We start from the raw sequence: 21,170 nt of genomic DNA on the forward strand, positions 1-21,170 counted from the left end.
CCTCTTCAAACGGACCTCGCTTGCGAAAGCCAGCCTTACCTCCCGCGGTGGACACCTACCGCGGGAGTTTTCGTTTCCGGGCTTCTGATATTTCCCGGCCGGTGGCCTGCCCGCTGTCACGCATCAACAGATTGCTCAAGCAGGTTGCCCAATGTGTCGACGCCTGCAGAGATCTGATCCGGCGTTGCTCCTGCAAAACCGATGATCAACCCGGATTTTCTGAATTCTCCGAGATAACATTTGCTGAGAGCAGAGACTGCAAATCCTGATCTGTGCATTGCCCGCGCAAGAGCCTGATCGTCTAGTTTTTCACGAAATGTCAGGGCAACCTGGACATTGCCGGCCGGCGGTTCGACCTCGATCCTGTTGCCCAGACGGCCTTTCAGCGCCTCGACGAGCATCTCGCCTCTTTCAAGGTAGACACGCCGGATCAGCTTCAAATGCTTCTGATAGGCGCCGCCATCCATGAAGCTCGCCAGGGCAGCCTGTGCCTGGACGTTGGCCGCGCAACCCATGTTGCGCATGAGCTGCGATAGCGGCTCGACCAGAAGCGACGGGACGACACAATAGGCAATATGCAGACCCGGCATGAGGCTTTTCGAAAAGGTGCCCAGGTAGATGACCTGCCCTTCTCCCGCAAGGCCATAAAGAGCTGCGACGGGACGTCCGGAAAACAGAAACTCGCTGTCATAATCATCCTCCAGAATAACAGCGCCCGCCGAGCGCGCCGCTTCAAGAAGGCCAAGGCGCCGGGCGAGCGGCATGCGCGCACCGAGCGGATAGTGATGGGAGGGCGTCACATAGATGAGTTTCGGGGACGTACCGCCGGCGGTCATTTCCGCTGCATCCGCCCCATGCTCGTCCGTAGGCAGCGGCCGGATCTTGAATCCTGCCGCATGAAACGCCGTTCGAGCCCCCAGATATCCGGGCTCTTCCAGCCAGACTTCATCTCCGGGGTCAGCAAGCGCCTGAGACAAGAGAGCCAGACTGGCCTGCATGGAACAGGTGATGAGGATCTGATCCGGTTCGGCCCGGACACCGCGCTCCGCTGCAAGATGGCGGGCGAGCTGCCGCTTGAGGGCGGGAACACCTGAGAAATTGCGGTATTGCAGATCGGCGCTGCGTTCGAGCCGTGCTGCGCGGCGCAGACAGCGCGCCCAGTCCTCGTAAGGAAAACAGTCCAGCGCCGGCGCTCCTGGCTGAAGCGACCCGTGACGTGCCGCCCAACCATCCCCGTGGAAATCCACCGCAAGCATCCGGCCGCGCCGTGACAAATTGAGCATTGAAGCAGGTTCCGGCCGACCCGCCGACACCCCATCGGGAAACAGACCTTCCGCGATCCGCGGTGCCGCCCCCGCCCTGACGGAGATGATGCCTTCTGCCTGCAGAAGCTCGTAAGCGGTATTCACCGTGTTTCTTGCAACATCAAGGTCCGAAGCCAAACGGCGGGTCGACGGCAATCTCACCCCTGAGGGCAACAGGCCTGCCCGCACAGCTTCCCGGAGACCCCGATAAATCTGTTCCGGCAAGGGAACGTCACCCGATCGGTCCAGGGACAAGACGCCGTCAGGGAAAACTGGTTCTGTCATATTTTAAAAACCGGATCTTTCATGGACCCAATTTATCGGCGACACCACAGAAAACAAGACAGATATTCATGTGGAGACAAGCCATGAAGACCTCGGACAAGACCTCTCTTGAGCACCAGAAAGCCGGAAGCCCACCGGATTTCGCCAAAATCCGGCAGATGAAGCGTGGCAGTTATGACCGCGACCTCGCCTACGAAATTCTCGACGCCGGCCTGATCGCACATTGCGGCTTCATTCATGAAAACCGGCCGATGGTCATTCCCATGGCCTATGCCCGGATCGGCGACAGGCTCTATATCCACGGAGCCAGCACCACGCGCATTATCTCGGCCAATGCCGGCGGCGTGCCTGCCAGCGCGACGGTCACGCTGGTCGATGGACTTGTCGTTGCCAGAGCGGCATTTCATCACTCGATGAATTATCGCTGTGCAGTCGTGCACGGGACGGCGAGGCTGGTGGATGAGCCGGCGGAACAGGTAAGGGCGCTTGCGGCCATAACCGACCACCTCTTGCCGGGACGCTGGGACGAATGCCGCCAGATGATGCGGAAGGAACACAAGGCGACCGGCGTCCTGTCGCTCGAGATAGAGCACGCCAGCACGAAAATCCGCACAGGAGGGCCGGTCGATGACAGTGAGGATCTGGGAACCGATATCTGGGCCGGGATCGTTCCGGTCACAACTGCGCTCGGCCAGCCTCTCACCGCGTCCGATGTGCCGGGTGACACGCCTGTGCCCACGTCCCTCTCCGCCGCGCGGCGGAAGTTCGCTTAAGGTGCTGAATAAAAATAAAAACCCCGCTGATACTCAACGGGGTTTGGATATTTCGTGGCCGGTTAACGGCCTGTCGACAAGTGCCGAGGCTGATCAGTTCGAGGCCAGGATCCGCTGGACCTTGCCACAGTAGCGACGGCTGACAGGGTTCATCCGCTTCGCGAAATGACCTGCATTGTAACGCAGGATGGTGCCGCACAGGTCGCCGTTGGCGCGATCATGGGCGCCCGCGAGATATTTCATACCCCATTCCAGATTGGTTTCCGGATCGTAGAGCGCCTTGGTGGACCCCCGATAGCCGATGCCCCTGGCGGTTGCCGGCTTGATCTGCATCAGTCCGACTTCACCGGCACTGCCCCGGGCCCTCGGATTGAAATTGCTCTCGACCTCAACCACCGCCTTGGCGATCTTGACCGGGACACCGTGTTTGGCGGCCGCCTTGCGGATCAGCTTCGCGTATCTGTCCTTGCGACTGACGGATTTGACAGACCTCGTGCCTGTTAGCGAGGCAACCTGTGTGCCCTGCTCTTTTTCGATGATGTGAAGGATCGGCTCGGCACCTGACCCTGCCGCCAGGGCTGCCGGAGCAGAAAGCGTCGTGGCATAGGCGAAAAGGCAGAGTGCGCCAGTAAGTGTCTTCAATGACCGTAACATTCAGTCCAGCCCTTTTTGGTTATTGGTTGCAATTGAACTCGGGGCGGAGAAATGACGGAGCTATGGGACCAAAATAGGCGCGCCCAAATCACGAATTATTTCAAATTACTTCAAATTTTAACGCAAAATCGGTGCGAAAATTCGTCAAATACTGCGGTTTGTGACCAAAAATGGCCGAAATTCCGGCTACCTGGAGGCGCTCCAGAGAAAGTCTGTGACATCGGCGAAATTTTTTTGCGAAGAAATTGCTGCAGTGCGGGAACAAACTGGGCCCGGCTGCGTTCGCAAAGGTCATTCCCGCGTTCTTTTTAAAAGCGGGGCGGCTGATTCCCCGGCCGCAATCGTCTTCAACAGGTCGGTCAGGTCAGGGACGGCAGCTTCCGCAAAAGCGCATTGAGGGTCTCAATTGTCGACTGATCGACAACTCCGTCCACCTTTTCCGGGCGGAAATGCCTCTGAAAGGCCTTTACGCAGAGCCGGGTCTTCTCGTCGAACTCACCCGAAATGGCAACATCATATCCAAACAGGGCCAGCATCGACTGCACGGCCTCCACCGGCTGGCCGCGCTCGCCCGCCTGCATGAACAGTCCGGAGCCGATGGGAAAAGGCTGCACGTAAAGACCGATACCGGCTTGCGCCAACCGGTCCCAGGGAAACAGTTCCCCCGGATCTTCCTTGCGGTCAGGCGCGATGTCGGAGTGGCCCAGCACCATCCAGGGCTGAATGCCGTGCCGGTGACAGATATCCTTCGTCAGCGCCACCACGGCCTTGATCTGCCTGTCCGGAAAGGGTCTGTATCCGTTTTCATGCCCCGGATTGACGATTTCAATGCCGATAGACCGGGAATTGATATCTCTCTGCCCTTTCCAGAAGCTGCGCCCTGCATGCCAGGCACGCCTGGCTTCCGGGACGCATTGGAGAATGCTGCCGTCCTCGTCGACCAGGTAGTGGGCCGAAACCTCGGCCTCCGGATTACAAAGTCTGCTTAACGCGTCCTCGGCGGTCTTCATCCCGGTGTAATGCAGTATCACCATGTCGATCGGCACGCCCGTTTTCCTCGGGCCGTGATTGGGCGACGGATGGACCCTGGCTTTCAGACCTGTGTCGGTTGCGACTGTCATAGCCCTCTTTCTGCGCAGATTTTCGCCCAGGCATCATTGAGCGCGGCGAGGCGGTCATTGGCGATGCGGACAAACTCCTCCGGAACACCTCTGGCAATCAGCCGGTCAGGATGCGTTTCCTGGACTTCCCGCCTGTAGTGCGCCTTCAGTTCCGTATCGCTGGCCTCGGCCCCAAGCCCCAGGATCTCGTAGGGGTTGCCGTCCTTGCGGACATGCCGGGCCATGACCTTGGAGAATTCCCGGTCGTCCAGTCCGAACACCTCGGCGACTTTGGAAAGATAGCCCAGTTCGCTCTCATGGATGACACCGTCGGCCTTGGCGATGTGAAAAAGTCCGTCGAGAATGTCGAGCAAGGTCTTGCGATCATAAGGGAAAAGGTCGGCAAGTTTCTGGGCATAGACTTCAAATCCCGCCACGTCTTCCTTGGCAAGATTAAACAGTCTGGCAACGTTGCGCTCTTCATTCGACGGAACCTCGAACAAATCCCGAAATGCCAGAACTTCATCAGTGGTGACGACACCGTCGGCTTTCGCCATCTTCGCTGACAGAGCAATCATCGCCACGGTGAAGGCAACGCTTCCCGTCCCCTCCGGGCGCGCCAGGACAAGCTGGACGAGACGGTCGACCAACTGGGCCCCGCCGGTCCCGATTGCCCCAACAATACTGCCAATACTGCTCCAGACGCTCACAAATCAGCTCCTGCCGGGCACGGATGCGGGAAACAGACATTTTCGGCCCGCATTTTTTAAGATGAATCAGTTGCGTTCCCCAGTCATATCGGCAGTGCGGATGTTTGACCAGATCAAGCTGAGACGGGATTGAACCGCCCTAAAGCGGAAAAGTTGATCGATCTGAGAGTGTTAGGGATTTGTGCCAAGGCTGAGCCAGGAGGTTCACAAGGCAGGATCACAGATGTTTCCGCCTCATGCTGTAACCCTTACAACTCACAAGGGTGAATGTGACAGGCTGGCTACCGAGCCTGACCCGGCCTTTCCATCGGCGAAACTAGGGAAAAATCAGGAGGGATTCATGTTGGTGAAAGAAATTCGTCTTAGGCTCAACCGATAAGTTTAAGAAGATGGTGCCTCTCTGGATGGCCGACCCCCTGGCAAGAAAAAGCATTGTTATATTTTTCATATCCATGTCGCTGGTGATGACACTGGCGCTGGGTGTGTATGCCAGCAATCGGCTTCTGACACATTGGCTTCTTGTCCGCGGGCTTGAGCAGACTTTCCTTCCGCAGGAAAAGGCGATCGACACTCTGCTCGGGACCCTTGCCGACGATCATGGGGGGGCCGTACCCGAGGAAGTGTCGGGTCTGCGGCTTTCCACCGCGACGGCTTCTGCGCCCCGCCTTACGCCGAAAGACATCGCGGCCATCAAGACCCTGTTTCAGCATAAAAATGGCGTTTCGGCCATACTGGACGCGGCGGTCGTGTTCCCCGCCACCAACCAGAAAACGGATCTTCAACAGATACCGTGGAAAAGAGACAGGTTCCTCCTTTCGCCGGACACTCTGGCCAAGGCGGATGCCAAATTGGAATTCCAATCGCTGGCCGCAGTTCCGGACATGACCTGGGAAGGCAGGTTTGGCCGCAACGCCGTGATCGCCTATCGGCCGGAAAGCACGAATCCGGCCATGCCGAGCCTTCTGCTCCTGACCCGGCAGGCCGATCTTCTGTCCAGCCTGAGACCCCTGATCCTGTCCATCAGCGCTGCGATTGGCGGATTGTGCCTGACATCATTCATGTTTGCCGGCATCCTGTTGTGGATGCGGTTTCACGATCAGGTGACGACCAACCGCGACATCCAGTATCTCGCTCACCACGACGCGTTGACCGGATTGCCCAACCGCGCCGTTTTCAATGCCAGGCTTACGGAAGCCTTGCGACTGGCTCAGGCAAAGGCGTCCAATATCGGCGTCATGCTTATCGACGTGGACAAGTTCAAGGAGGTCAACGACACACACGGGCACGGTACTGGCGATGTTTTTCTCCAGATTGTCAGCGAACGCCTGAAAGCCGTCTTCGACACCCATCTCGTGTCACGGCTGTCCGGTGACGAATTCGCCGTTCTGCTGACTTCTGTTTCCGATCCGGCCCGCATGACAAAGCTTGCCGCCAACATGAACGCGGCGACAAAGGTCCCGTGCATCATTGACGGCAAGGAGATCAGAATATCGCTGTCGATCGGCATTGCACGAGCCACCGACGGCTCCTGGCGGGCTTCCCGTCTGCTGCACTGCGCGGATCTTGCGCTCTACCGCGCCAAGCATAGCGGGCGGTCGACCTTTTCCTGGTACACGCCGGAACTGGACGCCGATGCCCAGAAACGCAAGGAAGTGGAAGCCGGCCTCATCAAGGCGATCAAGTTCGACCAGTTCAAGCTCCTGTACCAGCCGCAATATTCTCTGCGAGACGGAAAATTGAAGGGCTATGAGGCACTGATCCGTTGGGATCATCCCACCAAGGGAACCATCAAGCCCGACATCTTCATCCCGATCGCCGAAGACACCGGACTGATTGTGGAAATCGGAACCTGGGTCCTGAACAACGCCTGCATGGAAGCTGCCCATTGGGAAGACAAGACCCGCCGCGTGGCGGTGAATGTATCGCCGGCACAATTCATCGCCGGGGAAACCCAGAAACGTGTGGCCGCAGCCCTGCGCAAATCCGGTCTCGATCCCAGACGCCTGGAGATCGAGGTTACCGAAAGTCTTCTGATTTCGGACACCGACGCAGTGATTGCAACACTGCGGGAAATCCGTGACATGGGTGTTTCAATCGCAATGGATGACTTCGGGACCGGCTATTCGTCCCTGAGTTATCTGAGCCTCTTTCCCTTCGACAAGATCAAGATCGACAAGGCTTTCATTCAAAATCTCGGCAAGGACGTAAGCACGGACGCCATTGTCACCTCCATTGTCGGGCTTGGTCGGTCTCTTGATGTCATCATCACTGCTGAAGGCGTCGAAACCGAAGAACAGGCCATCCTGCTGAGCGCGGCCGGTTGCGACCTCGTTCAGGGCTTCATGTTCGGAAAACCGGACAGCGTCGAGAGCCACGAAGCCAATTTTCCGGCCTTCCCGATGAACCCTTCCGGCGGGCTGTGGTTTTCGCAAAACAAAGCCCGCAACGTTCCGGCACCGGAAGCTCTAGGTGAAGAACCGCGGCGGCCCGCAACTTCAATGACGTAGGATTGCCTTGCCTGGTCAGCGGGCAACACCAAGCGCTGCCGTTTCCGCAGCGGACTGCTTTTCCCGCGCCGCCTTTCTTTCCGAATACCTGTCGACGAGGTAGTCCGATTGCCCGCGTGTCAGAAGGGTGAACTTCACCAGTTCCTCCATCACATCGACCACACGGTCGTACAAGGGCGACGGTTTCATCCGTCCCTCTTCATCGAATTCCTGATAGGCCCGTGGGACCGACGACTGATTGGGGATCGTGATCATGCGCATCCAGCGGCCGAGAACACGCATCTGGTTGAGTGCATTGAAAGATTGAGACCCGCCCGAAACCTGCATCAGGGCCAGCGTCTTGCCCTGCGTCGGCCGAATTGCACCAACGCTCAAGGGCACCCAGTCAATCTGGGATTTCAGTATTCCCGTCATTGCACCGTGCCGTTCCGGTGAACACCAGACCTGAGCCTCCGACCAGGCGCACAACTCCCGGAGCTCCGCGACCTTCGGATGGCCGGTGTCCGCGTCATCCGGCAACGGCAGGCCGGATGGATTGAAGATCCTGGTCTCCGCACCGAAAGTCTTCAGCAACCGTTCGGCTTCCAGGACGAGAAACCGGCTGTAGGAGCGTTCGCGCAGGGATCCGTAAAGCAGCAGGACGCGCGGCGGGTGCGCCGGCAAGTCGGGAACAAGAAGCCGCTCCTTGGCGATCGGCCTCAAGTCTCCACCGGCAACATTCCGAAGTCCGTGTTCCGCCAGGTCGGGTTCAGTCATTGCCCGCCCCGGATGTCACCACTTCGCCGTCTTCCTTGGTAAACGTTCCGATATTCCACGGCAGCAGGTCCATCACCTTTTCGGACGGGCGGCACAGGCAAACGCCCTTGTCGGAGACAACAATCGGACGATTGATCAAGATGGGATGTTCCATCATGAAATCGAGCAATTCGTCATCTGACCATTTCTCCTCGCCAAGGCCCAGTTCATCGTAAGGCGTGCCCTTCTGGCGGAGAAGATCACGCACGGGGATAGCCATTCTTGCAATCAGACTGACAAGTTCGTCGCGACTCGGCGGGGTTTTGAGATATTCCACAATCTCGGGTTCCACGCCGGCGTTCCGGATCATCTCAAGAGTATTGCGGGACGTGCCGCACTTCGGGTTGTGATAGATCGTAATGGTCATGAAATCAGTCCTCCAAGCGGTCTGCAGGCTTTGTGGATTCATTGACGGAGAAACCGCAGACGGCAGGATTGTTGCCGCAGCAGTCTTCCGTCAGAAAGGCCAGAAGGTTTCTCATCCGGTCATGATTGACCGCGTAGTGGATATGGCGCCCGTCCCGGCGCGCGGTCAGCAAGCCTGCCCGTTCAAGCGTTGTCAGATGGAACGACATGCGGGTCGGCTGAATATCAAGGCGCTCGGCGACCGTACCCGAAGGAAGCCCACGCGGCCCCTCCGCCATCAACAGCCTGAAAGCCGCCAGACGGTCGCCCTGGGCAAGAGCGCCAAGCGCTGAAACGGCATCCTGATCTTTCATAATTCGATCTTACAAGAAATTTTGGAATATTCAACAAACGGATTTCGCGCGATCCAGTCGGAAGGGCTCACATGGCGGCGGCGGCTCGGGCAGCCTGGTCATAGTTGCCCGATACCAGGCGAAGCATCGCGGCCAACCGGGAGAGTTCGCTCTCGTCCAGGCCCAGCGCTTTCATCGGTTCAACGAGCAACGCTTCACGCAGACGCCTGTATTCCATACAGGCTGCTTCTCCCGATGGCGTAATCTCCGCCGTCTTTTCCTTGCCCCTGCGGCCGGAGGAAATTAGTCCGGCTTTTTGAAGTTTCTTGAGAGCGTAGGTTACCGTGTGGGTGTCTTCTATGTTCAACACCAGACAAATGTCGGAGAGCGTTTTTGCCCGGCCACGATGGTTCACCGAATGCAGCACAAGGACGTCCAGAGGCCCCAGCCCCTCCGAGCCGCTGGCCGCCATGCAACGGACCATCCAGCGATGGTAGGCATTGACCATCATCGTGACAGCGAATTCGATCTCCGACAGGGCCGGCATCGCACCGGAAGCAAGATGCGCGGAGGAGACAACAGGTCCTATCGACCTTTCGGGTTTCGGTTCGGTATTGGACTCAGGTTTCTCCGGCAACGCATGGACCTCCCGCGCGGGCTATTGGTTAATTGCTCAACATCGTCTGTGGCAGCCAAAGAGCCAAGTCCGGGAAGGCTACAATCAGAACCACAGCCAGGATCATCAACAGGAAGAACGGCAATGCCATCCGGGCAACCTTGAAGATATTGTATCCGGTCATTCCCTGAAGCACGAACAGGTTGAACCCGACAGGCGGTGTTATCTGGCTCATTTCCACGACCAGAACCAGATAAATGCCGAACCAGATAAGGTCCAGACCCGCCTGCTCCACCATCGGCAGGATCACGGACGTGGTCAGAACCACCACCGATATGCCGTCAAGAAAACAGCCCAGCACAATGAAGAACAGCGTGAGCGCCACCAGCAGCGCATAGGGTGACAGTTCGAGGGAACCTATCCAGCCGGCCAATTCACGCGGAATGCCGGTGTACCCCATGGCAACGGTCAGAAACGATGCCCCTGCAAGAATGAAAGCGATCATGCAGGAAGTTCTGGTGGCCCCCATCAACGCATCGGTGAAGCTTTCGCGGTTCAAGGTTCCACTTGCCCAGGAAAGTAACAGGGACAGCATCACGCCGATGGCGGCCGCTTCCGTAGGCGAGGCCAGGCCTGCATAGATCGAACCGATGACACCGGCAATCAGCCCGATGACCGGAAACAACCTCCGTGTAGCAACGAGCCGCCGCGCAAAGGGAACCGGTTCTTCCCTTGGGGGCATCTTCCGCCGGTTGGCGAGCGCCCAGAGCGCCACATATCCCATGAACAGGAGACACAGCATTGCGCCCGGGAGAACGCCTGCCATGAAGAGGCGCGCAATCGACTGTTCGGTGGCGGCGCCATAGACGATCAGGATGATCGAGGGGGGAATGAGAAGTCCGAGCGTGCCCGATCCGGCCAACGTACCGATGGCCATGCGTTCGTCATATCCGCGCTGCTTGAGTTCCGGCAGAGACATCCGCCCGATTGTTGCAGTGGTCGCCGCCGAGGATCCGGAAACCGCTGCGAAGATGCCGCAGCCGAGAATGTTCACATGCAGCAGCCGGCCAGGCAGATTGCGCATCCAGGGTGAGAGACCTGCGAACATGTCCTCCGACAGGCGCGAGCGGAACAGGATCTCACCCATCCAGATGAACATCGGCAAAGCCGTCAGATCCCAGGAATTCGAGGCGCCCCAGACGGTGGTCGCCATGACTGCGCCGGCAGGCACTGCAACGAGGGCCATGATGGCGGCAAGAGCAACGGCAAAAAGAGCAACCGCGACCCAGATGCCGGTTGCCAGGGCAGCCAGCATGCCGAAACCGAGAAAAAAGGCGATCAGGGATAGGTCCATTACTCTTTTCCCTCAATCAGATCGTCCTTGCTCACCGTCTCGAAGCTTGGTGCGCGTCCGCAAAGGGCAGCAATGAGATCGTCCAGCAGGGCGATCGAAAACACCAGGAGCCCCGCCGTCATGACAGTTTGCGGAATGACCAGCGGGATCGGGATAATGCCGAAGGACACTTCCCCGTAGGTGTAGCTGTCTTGAGCAAGTGCTGCGGCATGCCAGGTGAAAAATGCGGCGAGGCCAAGAGCGACCGCAACGGCCCAGATATTCAGGACATGCGCGACCGGGGGCCGAACCGCCTGAAGCAGGATATTGACCCGGATATGGTCGCTGTTGCGGAACGTCCCGGCAAGCGCCAGGAAAGATGCTCCCACGAGCAGGAACCCCGCGATCTCGGCCAGCGAGGGAACCAGCAAACCGAGCGGATCCATACCGATCAGGCCCAGCACGCCGTCCAGCAGACGCCCGAGCACCTGGAGGACGACCAGAGAGGCAATGACGACGAGACAAGACGCAGCCAGTACCGTTGACGCCCGATAGAGCGCATTCAGGGCCGTTCGCATCGGCTCCCCCTACCAGATGTGCAGCTGAACAAGAAAACGCCGGGCTGAATTGCCCGGCGTTTTTTTTGAATTTAGTTCTTGTAGGCTTCGAGGATGGCGGCACCGGTTTCACCAGCTTCCGCCTGCCATTCGGCGGACATCGTCTCGCCAATGGCGGCCAGTCCTTCGATCAGCTGCTCGCTCGGTTCCACGACAGTGATGCCGTTTTCGACCAGAATGGCGGTCTTGCCGTTGGTCTCCACCTTGGAGGCTTCCCATCCGCGTTTTTCAGCTTCTGCGGCAGCCTCCATCACGGCAGCCTTTTCGGCATCGGAGAGCCCATCGAATGCCCCCTTGTTGACGAAAACCATGTTCTTGGGCAACCACGCCTGCGTGTCGTGATAATGGCTTAGGAAGTCCCAGGCCTTGGAATTCGCGCCAGTAGAGGGCGACGTGATCATGGCTTCCACGCGACCGGTGGAAAATGCCGTCGGAATATCCGGCACTTCGACCTGCGTCGGCACCGCACCGGCCAACTGGGCCAGGCGTTCAGTCGCCGCATTATAGGCGCGGAACTTGAGGCCCTTCATGTCATCGACGCTGGAAAGTTCCTTTTTCGCATAGACGCCCTGGGGTGGCCACGGCACGGCATACAAGAGCACTAGCCCTTGAGCGTCCAGCTTCTCTTCCATGGCCGGCTTCGCGGCCTGATAAAGCTTCCACGCCTTGTCATAGGACGGTGCGAGGAACGGCACGGAATCGACACCGAAGACGGCATCTTCGTTCGACAGCCGCGACACCAGAACTTCACCGATCGGCGCAAGGCCCTTGCGCACGGCGTTCTTGATTTCCGGATGCTTGAAGAGGGAACCGGCGGAGTGGACCTGAATGACCAGCGATCCGTCGGTTTTCTCTTTGATATCCTCGGCGAAGGCCGCGATGTTCTGCGTATGGAAGTTGCTGTCGCCATAAGGCGTCGGCATGTCCCACTTGGTTTCGGCGGAAACAGCGGCGGCACCGGCAAGACCGAAAACGGCGGCGGCGGCAAGACGAACGCCAGCCCGGTTCAGAAAACGTGATTGCAGCATGAATATACTCCTCTTGGAAGCGGGACAGGTCCCGTCGCGATACAGCTCCCAGTGCATTCTGTGCACACCTGTTAAAAGCGCATCTCACCGCAGCCTAAGCTCGAAAATCGGAAACATCAACAATTTATCGATAAATTGTTGCCGTTACTTTCGCCAACTGCACACGACTTCCGCAATCGGAGGGGCCGCTGTATCAAGCTGCTTTTAAGTTAACGCGGTATGTTCTAGCGTGCCGCGATCACGCCTGCGGGAGGACGCCAAGACGTGCGGCAGAACTTAGGTCACAGCGGACCCGGCAACACGACAGGCGCGCTGTTGCTTGTCGTCATTCTGATCGTTGCGGCTGCGCTCCGCATCTACGATCTGGACAGAACCAGCCTTTGGTACGACGAAGCGGTGACCTGGGCACAGTCAAGGGGAACCTTTTCAGAACTGCTCTCATCCGTAGCTGCGGACAACTACCCACCTCTTCACAATGTGATCTTGTGGCTGACCATGCCGATCCTTGGCGACAGCGAGACTGCGCTTCGCATCCCCTCTGTCATTCTCGGCGTTTTGGCCGTCTGGCTGATCTACCTGGCCGGCAGATCACTCACCGGCAACGCTCCGGATGGAAGATATGCCGCTCTGCTTGCCGCCGCGCTTCTTGCGGTCTCGCCGTTTCACATCTGGTATTCCACCGAAGCACGCATGTATGCGCTTCTCGCGACTGGCGGACTTGCCTTCCTGCTTTCGGTCATGAAAGTGCTGAACCGCCCTTCCCTCGGCTGGTTCGTTGTTCTCAGCCTCAGCGGCGCGGCATTTCTCTACAGCCATATCTATGCCCTGCTCGGATTTGCCGCGGTCGGTCTGGTTTGCGCTATCTACGCCCTTGAGGACACGCTTCGCGCCGGACGGCTTCGGCTGTCTCCTGCGACCATTGCCTGCCTTTGCATGGGTGTCAGCGCTCTTGCCTTCCTGCCCTGGCTGTTCATTCTGGCGAACCGCGCCAGATCCGTGGCCGAAGCCGGTTTCTGGATTGCCTCCCCGGACATTCCGTTCCTGAAGTCGATGGCATTCAGTATTTCCGGCTCTCTTGTGTTTTTCTGGGCACTGGCGACTTTGGCACTCGTCTACTGCCTGCGCACGTTTTTCGTTGAATCCGTTTCTTCACAAGATGACAGAAACACAAGAAAGTTCGCGATAATCTGCCTCGCCTTCACGACCGGCCCCTTGCTTCTGGCTTACCTCTATTCCCTTCTTGTGCAACCCATCCTGTTCGACCGGTACCTGATTGCAGCCTGGCCCGGTTTGCTGTTGCTTGCATCAGCCGGCGCAAATCAGCTCATTCCCCGATTAGGGCCGGCCGCGCTCCTCGTTGCGGCGCTGACGCTGACATTTCCGGAACTCAGATTTGCACTCTTTGACAAAATGCGGCCCGACTGGCGCGGCATTGTCCAGGATTACAAGGCCAATCGTTCCTCCAACTATCGGCTTGTGCTCTACAAGGGGTTCGCAGCCCCTGCCCTTGAATACTATCTGAGATCACCGGACGGTTTTGTGGCGGCAGAAGAAATTGGCGACCTGAAAAAACAGCCGTCAGGCACAACGGAAAATGAACGCTGGCTTCTGCTGGTTCACAGCAGCCCCGAAGAAATGAAACAGGCGCTTGAGGCTTTCAGCGCATCAGAACCGGAAACGGTTGCGCAACGCTTCGGGTGGGGGGCAAGCGGATTGAAACTGCTGCGATTTGCTCCTCGCAACTGAGAACCGGTAAGCGGACTGTCTGGATCGATTACTTCCCGGGACGCCAGCTTCGCCCGAGACTCCAATCCCGAAAACGGCTTCAACCGCCCAAAAGGCGGATTTGAGAAAGACCAAATTTTTCATCGACAATTTATCGATAAAATGTAAACATAAAGCCACAAGATATCAAAATTCGGAACGACGGCCGAGAATCGAGTGATCGCTCGCGACGGCGGCATTTTAAGGTAATCGGAGGGCAACACATGACAGCCAAGTGGGATTTCTGGATCGACCGGGGCGGCACCTTCACCGATATCGTCGGAAGGGACCCGGACGGAACGTTGCATCCGCACAAAGTCCTGTCGGAAAATCCCGAAGCCTATCGGGATGCGGCCATTCAGGGTATCCGTGAGTTGCTCGGAATCGCCCCGGGGGCAGAGATCCCGTCGGACATGATCGCGACCGTGAAAATGGGAACGACTGTCGCCACCAATGCTCTTCTGGAACGCAAGGGAGAACGCACTGCTCTCTTGATCACCAGGGGTTTTCGGGACGCTCTGGAAATCGGCTATCAGGCTCGTCCGAATATTTTCGCAAAGGAGATCATCAAACCGGAGTTGCTCTATGAGCGCGTCCATGAGATTTCCGAGCGCGTCCGCGCGGATGGTACGCTGGAGATGGGCCTGGACGAAGCCGGAGCCCGCAACGAAATGCAGGCGATCTGGGATGCAGGCATTCGCTCCATCGCAATCGTGCTGATGCATGCCTATGCCTATCCGACCCATGAGCAGGCCTTGAAGAAAATCGCTCAGGACGTCGGTTTCCCTCAGATTTCAGTATCCCACGAAGTATCCCCGCTCATGAAGCTGGTCGGACGCGGCGATACCACCGTCGTCGATGCTTACCTCTCGCCGATCCTGCGCCGCTATGTGGACCAGGTGCGCGAAGAGCTTGGCGAAGGGCCGCGGCTGATGTTCATGCAGTCTTCCGGTGGTCTCACGGCAGCGGAACTCTTCCAGGGCAAGGATGCGATCCTCTCAGGTCCGGCGGGAGGTGTCGTCGGCGCGGTCGAGACTTCGCGCATGGCCGGTTTTGAGAAGATTATCGGCTTCGACATGGGCGGTACGTCCACCGATGTCTGCCACTACGAAGGCGACTACGAACGGGCATTCGAAACGGAAGTTGCCGGCGTGCGCATGCGCGCCCCGATGATGATGATCCATACCGTGGCCGCAGGCGGTGGCTCAATCCTGCACTACGCGGACGGCCGCTTTCAGGTCGGTCCCGATTCCGCCGGCGCAAATCCGGGCCCGGCCTGTTACCGCCGGGGCGGACCGCTGACGGTCACCGACGCCAACCTGATGACCGGTAAACTGTCGCCTGAGTTTTTTCCGAAGATTTTCGGGCCCAACCGGGACGAGCCGCTGGACGCGGAAATCGTTTCGACAAAATTCGCTGAGTTGGCTGAAAAGATCGGCGACGGCCGTACGCCGTCGGAGGTCGCCGACGGCTTTCTGAAGATTGCCGTCGAGAACATGGCCAATGCGATCAAGAAGATATCCGTCCAGCGCGGCTATGATGTCACGGAATATGCGCTGACCTGCTTTGGTGGTGCGGGCGGTCAGACCGGCTGCAGGGTTGCCGACAGTCTCGGCATGAAAACAGTCATTCTGCACCCGTTCTCCGGCATTCTGTCAGCGTATGGAATGGGCCTTGCCGAAATCAGGGCCGACCGCCAGCAGGCGGTGGTCAAGACGCTGAACGAAGATTTGCTCCCTGAATTGGCCGCCCTTCGAGACCATCTGGCAACTCAGACGGAGGCAGAACTCGAAAAACAGGCGATTCCGGAAAACGCCCGATGGACAACGGCTACCGCGCATCTTCGCTATGAAGGAACGGACACGCCGCTCCCCGTTCCTCTTGGCGGCGTTGCAGACATGCGTGCCGCTTTCGAGCGCGCCCACCACAGTCAATTCGGCTTCGCCTATGACAACAAACCTGTTGTTGTCGAAGCGCTCGAAGTTGAAACGGCCGGCGGTGGCGCAGGCCTCGTGGAACCCGATCTGAGCCTTTCCTCAGACATCGCCAAAAAAGTCTCCACGACGCGCCTTTATTCCGAGAACGCATGGCATGACGCGGCTATTTTCAAACGCGAGGCACTCAAACCGGGCATGAAGGTATCCGGACCCGCAGTGATCATTGAGCCGCATGCGACCATTGCCGTTGAGAACGGCTGGCAGGCAGAAATCAACACCAAGGACCATGTCATCCTGAAGCGGGTCGTGCCTCTGAAACAGACCGAAGCCATCGGCACCAAGGCCGATCCGGTCATGCTGGAGGTGTTCAACAATCTGTTCATGTCGATCGCCGAACAGATGGGCGTGACACTTCAAAACACGGCCTATTCGGTCAACATCAAGGAAAGACTGGACTTTTCCTGTGCCGTCTTCAACGCCGATGGCGCGCTTGTCGCCAACGCGCCGCACATGCCAGTGCATCTCGGCTCGATGGATCGGTCGGTAGAAACAGTCATCAAGCTCAACAAGGGAAAGATCAGACCTGGAGACGTGTTTGCCCTGAACGCTCCTTATAATGGCGGCACCCACCTGCCCGACATCACGGTGGTTTCACCGATGTTCGATGACGAGGGAAAAAAGATACTTTTCTGGGCCGCTTCGCGTGGGCACCATGCGGATGTCGGTGGTTCCGCGCCCGGTTCCATGACGCCCCGCGCCACCGTCGTCGATGAAGAAGGCGTCCTTTTCGACAATTTCAAGATTATCGACCAGGGCCATTTCCGGGAAACCGAACTCGTCGAACTTCTTACCGATCACGCCTATCCGGCCCGAAACCCGCACCAGAACGTCGCCGATCTGTCTGCGCAGATCGCGGCCAATGAAAAGGGTATTCAGGAACTCAGGAAGATGGTGACCCATTTCGGACTGGACGTTGTCCAGGCCTATATGGGTCACGTTCAGGACAACGCCGAAGAAAGCGTGCGCCGTGTCATTGAGGCGCTCAAGGATTCTGAATACGAATATCCGACGGATCAGGGGGCGGTGATCAAGGTCAAGATCACGGTCGACAAGGAAAAGCGCGAAGCAACCGTCGATTTCACCGGCACCTCGGACGTGAAGCCCAACAACTTCAATGCACCCGAGCCGGTGACACGTGCCGCGATCCTCTATTGTTTCCGCGTTATGGTCGACGGAGACATCCCGATGAATGCCGGCTGCCTGAAGCCGATCCATATCGTCATTCCCGACGGCTGCATGCTGCGGCCGACCTACCCGGCTGCGGTTGTCGCAGGTAATGTGGAAACGTCGCAGCATGTCACCAACGCGGTCTTCGCGGCGCTTGGCGCCATGGCGAACGCCCAGGGAACGATGAACAACCTGACGTTCGGCAACGAAACCTATCAGTATTACGAAACCATCTGCTCAGGCTCGCCGGCAGGTCCGGGTTTCAATGGCACCGATGGTGTTCACACTCACATGACCAACTCCCGCCTGACGGACCCGGAAGTGCTGGAATTCCGCTTCCCGGTCCTTCTGGAGGACTTTCACATCCGCAAGGGATCCGGCGGGAGGGGCAAGTGGTCGGCTGGCGACGGCACGAAGCGAACCTTGCGGTTTCTGGAAAAAATGGATTGCGCCATCCTGGCTTCGCATCGAACCGTGCCGCCCAAAGGCCTCGAAGGTGGCGCAGACGGACAGCTCGGCCGGACAGAGGTCCGGCGACTGGGCGGGACGATCGAGGAACTTGAAGGTTGTGACCAGACAATTCTGGAAGCAGGCGAAGCAGTGACTGTCGTTACACCGACAGCAGGCGGCTGGGGCAAAATCTGAGCGCTGCCAAATCACCACACGCGAGACTAACTGCAAGCCGCATCGAAAGGTGCGGCTTGCATCGTTTTTGACGAACGTTTCAACACTACGCTGACAGTTGCACTGATGATCAGCAGATTGTCAAAAAACGCGTACTCTTATCGCTGTTAACACTACTTAGAAGTGCATTTTTCCATCAACCTGAGAAATACCTTTACCATTTATTCAACCCATTGCCACTTAAGCTTGCGGTTGTCGAAATCCGAATTCAGTAGCATCCTTGGACGGTTGAGGTTTCCCGAATGCAGATATCTAACCCGGTTTCAAATACTGTCGCTGGCAAAATTCTCGTACTTGTTGCGCTGTTATGCTCCGGCCTCGTTATCGTGGCTGCAGTTGCCATCTATCAGATGAACGCTATCGGGAAGGAACTCGCAGACATCGCCGAGAAAGACATCCCGCTCACGGAAGCAATCAGCCATGTGACCAATCATCAGCTGGAGCAAGCAGCGCTTGTTGAACGGATCGTACGCATTGCCGGCATTCATTCCGAGAATGAAGCAGCCGCGATGCAATCGCTGAAAGCGACACTGCATCGACTGGAAATCCAGGTGGGTGAGGAGATCCTGAAAGCCGAGCAGTTGGCCCAGAACGCCCTCAACCATTCTACCACCGAGGTCGAGCGCAAGGAGTTTCTGCTTGCCGTCGAGCAACTGAAACGCATCGCGGCCGAGTACGCCAAGTACAAGGCACATGTCGACGAAATCCTGCATCTCATCGAAAAAAACGAATTCGTGGAAGCGGGCAATCTTCTTCTGCGCCTGGAAGAAGAACAGGATCGGCTTGATCATGAACTCGTCGCGCTGCTGGAGGAAATCGAGCGTTTTACGCATGAGGCAGCAGCTGCGGCCGAGAACCATGAAAAACTGGCTCTCCAGCAAATCATCTTTACCGCCGTGGCGACTTTTGTCTTGTGTGGCGTGGGAGCATTGCTTTTTGCACGGTTCATGATCTCGAAACCGCTCGGCCGGGTCTCCAACGGCCTACTTCAACTCGCTCAGGGCAACACCGAAGTGGAGGTTCGCGTACAGTCCAGGGACGAAATCGGAAAAGTAGCCGAAGCCTTTGAGACGTTCCGCGTGAACACGATCGAAATGAAGCGACTTCAAGACCAGGCGCGTGAGGAGGAAACACAGGCCGAGACCGATCGCAGAGAAACGCGTCTCCGGTTGGCGGACCAGCTGGAAAGCCTGCTGATGTCGAGTTGCGACACCGTGACAAGCGCCTTGCAGGAACTTGCAGACGGCGCGGACCAGCTTGCGAGGAACAGCCAGGAAACCGAGGAACGCGCCAACACGGTCTCCGCGGCCGCGCACCAGGCAACAACGAGCGCTCAGTCCGTCGCCTCGGCATCAGAGGAACTGGCCAGCTCGATTCAGGAGATCAGCCGCCAGATCACCCTGGCCAATACCTCTACAACCCAGACGTCTGAACAGGCGCAAACGTCCAGTGCTACGGTCGGAAGCCTTTCCGCTTCGGCCGACGAGATCAACGAAGTCCTGAAACTCATCAGCGACATCGCCGCTCAGACCAATCTTCTGGCACTGAATGCGACCATCGAGGCGGCCAGAGCCGGCGAAGCAGGTAAGGGATTTGCTGTCGTGGCATCAGAGGTCAAGGCGCTCGCCAACCAGACAGGCGAGGCGACCGGCCAGATCGGGTCGCAGTTGAGCGGCGTCCAGTCCGGCGCCGCATCTTGCTCCCAGTCCATAACGACAGTCGTCAAATCCATGACTGACATCAGGGACCAGATTTCCGGCATCGCTTCGGCAATCGAAGAACAGAACGCGGTCACTTCGGAAATAGCGATGAATGTGCATCAGGTAGCCAGTGGCAGCGAAGACATTTCACAGAATATTTCCGAGGTGAACCGGGCTGCCCAGACCTCCGGTCAACAAGTGAGAGAAGTGGTTGGCCGGATACAGGAGGTCTCCAACCAGATCGGCACCATCCGTGAAGGCCTTGGCGACTTCCTCGGGCACCTGCGCGCTGCTTGAAGCACAAATGGCCGGACCGAGACAGATCGAAACAGCCGCGGCCACTATCATGTCAGACAGACCTTGCCGCGGATTTGCGGACTGACAAGGTGGGTTTTGAACCCGGCAGCAAGTCGGTGAAGTTGACAGGAAGTCCGGCTACCGTAACGAGAAGGAGCAATGGCCGCGGTTTTGGCAGCCATTGCAGAGCGTCTCTCATTCAGGCGCTTCCAGACGCATTGCGCGCTTGCAGAGCCAGGGCAACAAGCGCTGGCCGCAGGTCCTTCGGATCGTCCAGCGGGTCGCTGAACCAGAGCCGCTCAATCCGATCTCCCGCGACTAGATCCAATCCTTCCGGATCCAGACAAGCCAGTCGCCAATTGGCCACCTCTGCTTTGCACAGCACTTCGGCATAGAGCTTTACGGCGTCCCGGTGATCCTCGTTCATATGCGCGACGGCGCCGGCTTCAAACTCCGCCCAATGCCCCAGATTGCTCACCTGTGTCTGCAGGTCCTCGTGCCTCAATTCGAAAGCCCTGCCGAAACCACCGTTCAGGCTGGCGCGCAGAAACTCCAGCCGGAAGAATGAGAAATCGCCGAAATCGACATAAAGCTCTGCCTTGGGATGACGCGCCAGATAGCGAGCACGCAAACGTTCATGGACAGGGCTCCCCCGCTCAACTGGCACGGCATTACAAAAGAGCGAAATTCGCGGGTGTGCCAGAGGATCGCCCTTGCCGGGTTCTCCGACGAGCAGCGAGCAGGCTGGATTTTTCAGAATTGCTGCAGTGTGACCTGACAATGTGCTTGTGAGAATAATTGGCGTTCCATCGAGATCCGTTGCGACAGAAACCCGGCTGGCCAGCGGATGCCCGGACTTGGCTTCCAGCACCGCAAGAGCACCGAACCTCGCAGAGCGGATCAACCCCTTTGCCAGCATACGTGCCTCGTTATCTGTCGGACGGATGACGGATTTTGTTTCTTTGTCCAAGGCGTTGCGGTTCCCCCAATTATTCCTTCTGATCGCCGGTACTCCCGGAGACCTTTTTCCTGCGGCACAATATGCGGAAATCCCTGCGTCTGGAATCTGAACATCAGATGAACATGCATCTCAGAACGCGTTCAGACCGCGTGTGCAATTCTCTCAATATCAGCTACGGCG

Annotated in this window: 17 protein-coding genes; 5 read left to right on the top strand and 12 right to left on the bottom strand. The window is 57.9% G+C overall.

The genetic code is table 11. The features are described 5' to 3' along the window. Positions 1–116: 116 nt before the first annotated feature. The gene (locus Q1B40_RS18300) at positions 117–1,589 is read right to left on the bottom strand and encodes a PLP-dependent aminotransferase family protein (RefSeq protein WP_299817442.1); all 1,473 of its coding nucleotides are present in this window, start codon (positions 1,587–1,589) and stop codon (positions 117–119) included. A gap of 83 nt (positions 1,590–1,672) precedes the next feature. On the opposite strand from Q1B40_RS18300, the gene Q1B40_RS18305 reads away from it, so the two are divergent. Then, positions 1,673–2,362: a pyridoxamine 5'-phosphate oxidase family protein gene (locus Q1B40_RS18305; RefSeq protein WP_299817444.1), complete on the top strand. Its 690-nt coding sequence runs from the start codon at positions 1,673–1,675 to the stop codon at positions 2,360–2,362. A 93-nt stretch (positions 2,363–2,455) separates the two neighbouring features. Here the strand turns inward: Q1B40_RS18305 and Q1B40_RS18310 are convergent, their stop codons facing one another. The 3 genes from Q1B40_RS18310 to Q1B40_RS18320 all read right to left on the bottom strand — a co-directional run bounded on the left by Q1B40_RS18310 (position 2,456) and on the right by Q1B40_RS18320 (position 4,826). Further along, a complete protein-coding gene (locus tag Q1B40_RS18310; RefSeq protein ID WP_299817773.1) occupies positions 2,456–2,902 on the bottom strand; it encodes a lytic transglycosylase domain-containing protein in 447 nt (148 codons plus the stop codon). Between the two features lie 473 nt (positions 2,903–3,375). Beyond that, positions 3,376–4,137, bottom strand: a complete 762-nt coding sequence (locus tag Q1B40_RS18315) for an N-acetylmuramoyl-L-alanine amidase (protein ID WP_299817446.1) — start codon at positions 4,135–4,137, stop codon at positions 3,376–3,378. Next, positions 4,134–4,826 carry a DnaJ family molecular chaperone gene (locus tag Q1B40_RS18320; RefSeq protein WP_299817448.1) on the bottom strand — a complete coding sequence of 231 codons (693 nt, stop codon included), beginning with the start codon at positions 4,824–4,826 and terminating at the stop codon, positions 4,134–4,136. Before Q1B40_RS18320 ends, Q1B40_RS18315 begins: the two co-directional genes overlap by 4 nt. Positions 4,827–5,230: 404 nt before the next feature. On the opposite strand from Q1B40_RS18320, the gene Q1B40_RS18325 reads away from it, so the two are divergent. After that, a complete protein-coding gene (locus Q1B40_RS18325; protein WP_299817449.1) occupies positions 5,231–7,333 on the top strand; it encodes a bifunctional diguanylate cyclase/phosphodiesterase in 2,103 nt (700 codons plus the stop codon). 15 nt (positions 7,334–7,348) lie between these two features. Here the strand turns inward: Q1B40_RS18325 and arsH are convergent, their stop codons facing one another. From arsH to Q1B40_RS18360, 7 genes are all read right to left on the bottom strand, one after another. Continuing rightward, positions 7,349–8,089 (bottom strand): arsenical resistance protein ArsH, encoded by a 741-nt coding sequence (arsH, locus tag Q1B40_RS18330; protein ID WP_299817451.1) that lies wholly within the window; start codon positions 8,087–8,089, stop codon positions 7,349–7,351. After that, positions 8,082–8,495 carry an arsenate reductase (glutaredoxin) gene (gene arsC / locus Q1B40_RS18335; RefSeq protein ID WP_299817453.1) on the bottom strand — a complete coding sequence of 138 codons (414 nt, stop codon included), beginning with the start codon at positions 8,493–8,495 and terminating at the stop codon, positions 8,082–8,084. Before arsC ends, arsH begins: the two co-directional genes overlap by 8 nt. A 4-nt stretch (positions 8,496–8,499) precedes the next feature. Next, entirely contained in the window at positions 8,500–8,847 is a 348-nt protein-coding gene (locus tag Q1B40_RS18340; protein WP_299817455.1) for a helix-turn-helix transcriptional regulator, read from the bottom strand. A 67-nt stretch (positions 8,848–8,914) separates the two neighbouring features. Further along, the gene (locus Q1B40_RS18345; protein WP_299817776.1) at positions 8,915–9,373 is read right to left on the bottom strand and encodes a winged helix DNA-binding protein; all 459 of its coding nucleotides are present in this window, start codon (positions 9,371–9,373) and stop codon (positions 8,915–8,917) included. A 118-nt stretch (positions 9,374–9,491) separates the two neighbouring features. Continuing rightward, the gene (locus Q1B40_RS18350) at positions 9,492–10,796 is read right to left on the bottom strand and encodes a TRAP transporter large permease (RefSeq protein WP_299817457.1); all 1,305 of its coding nucleotides are present in this window, start codon (positions 10,794–10,796) and stop codon (positions 9,492–9,494) included. After that, the gene (locus tag Q1B40_RS18355) at positions 10,796–11,353 is read right to left on the bottom strand and encodes a TRAP transporter small permease (protein WP_299817459.1); all 558 of its coding nucleotides are present in this window, start codon (positions 11,351–11,353) and stop codon (positions 10,796–10,798) included. Before Q1B40_RS18355 ends, Q1B40_RS18350 begins: the two co-directional genes overlap by 1 nt. 71 nt (positions 11,354–11,424) lie before the next feature. Continuing rightward, entirely contained in the window at positions 11,425–12,420 is a 996-nt protein-coding gene (locus Q1B40_RS18360; protein WP_299817461.1) for a TRAP transporter substrate-binding protein, read from the bottom strand. A 264-nt stretch (positions 12,421–12,684) separates the two neighbouring features. On the opposite strand from Q1B40_RS18360, the gene Q1B40_RS18365 reads away from it, so the two are divergent. From Q1B40_RS18365 to Q1B40_RS18375, 3 genes are all read left to right on the top strand, one after another. Further along, complete coding sequence (locus Q1B40_RS18365; RefSeq protein ID WP_299817463.1) at positions 12,685–14,166, top strand: glycosyltransferase family 39 protein; 1,482 nt, start codon at positions 12,685–12,687, stop codon at positions 14,164–14,166. Positions 14,167–14,408: 242 nt separating this feature from the next. Then, positions 14,409–17,993 carry a hydantoinase B/oxoprolinase family protein gene (locus tag Q1B40_RS18370; RefSeq protein WP_299817465.1) on the top strand — a complete coding sequence of 1,195 codons (3,585 nt, stop codon included), beginning with the start codon at positions 14,409–14,411 and terminating at the stop codon, positions 17,991–17,993. Positions 17,994–18,358: 365 nt separating this feature from the next. Further along, positions 18,359–20,029 carry a methyl-accepting chemotaxis protein gene (locus Q1B40_RS18375; RefSeq protein ID WP_299817467.1) on the top strand — a complete coding sequence of 557 codons (1,671 nt, stop codon included), beginning with the start codon at positions 18,359–18,361 and terminating at the stop codon, positions 20,027–20,029. Between the two features lie 199 nt (positions 20,030–20,228). Here Q1B40_RS18375 and Q1B40_RS18380 read toward each other — a convergent pair whose 3' ends face one another. Beyond that, entirely contained in the window at positions 20,229–20,999 is a 771-nt protein-coding gene (locus Q1B40_RS18380) for a HugZ family protein (RefSeq protein ID WP_299817469.1), read from the bottom strand. Positions 21,000–21,170 lie beyond the last annotated feature (171 nt).

It is taken from the genome of uncultured Roseibium sp. (genome assembly GCF_947496995.1).
GTDB lineage: Bacteria > Pseudomonadota > Alphaproteobacteria > Rhizobiales > Stappiaceae > Roseibium.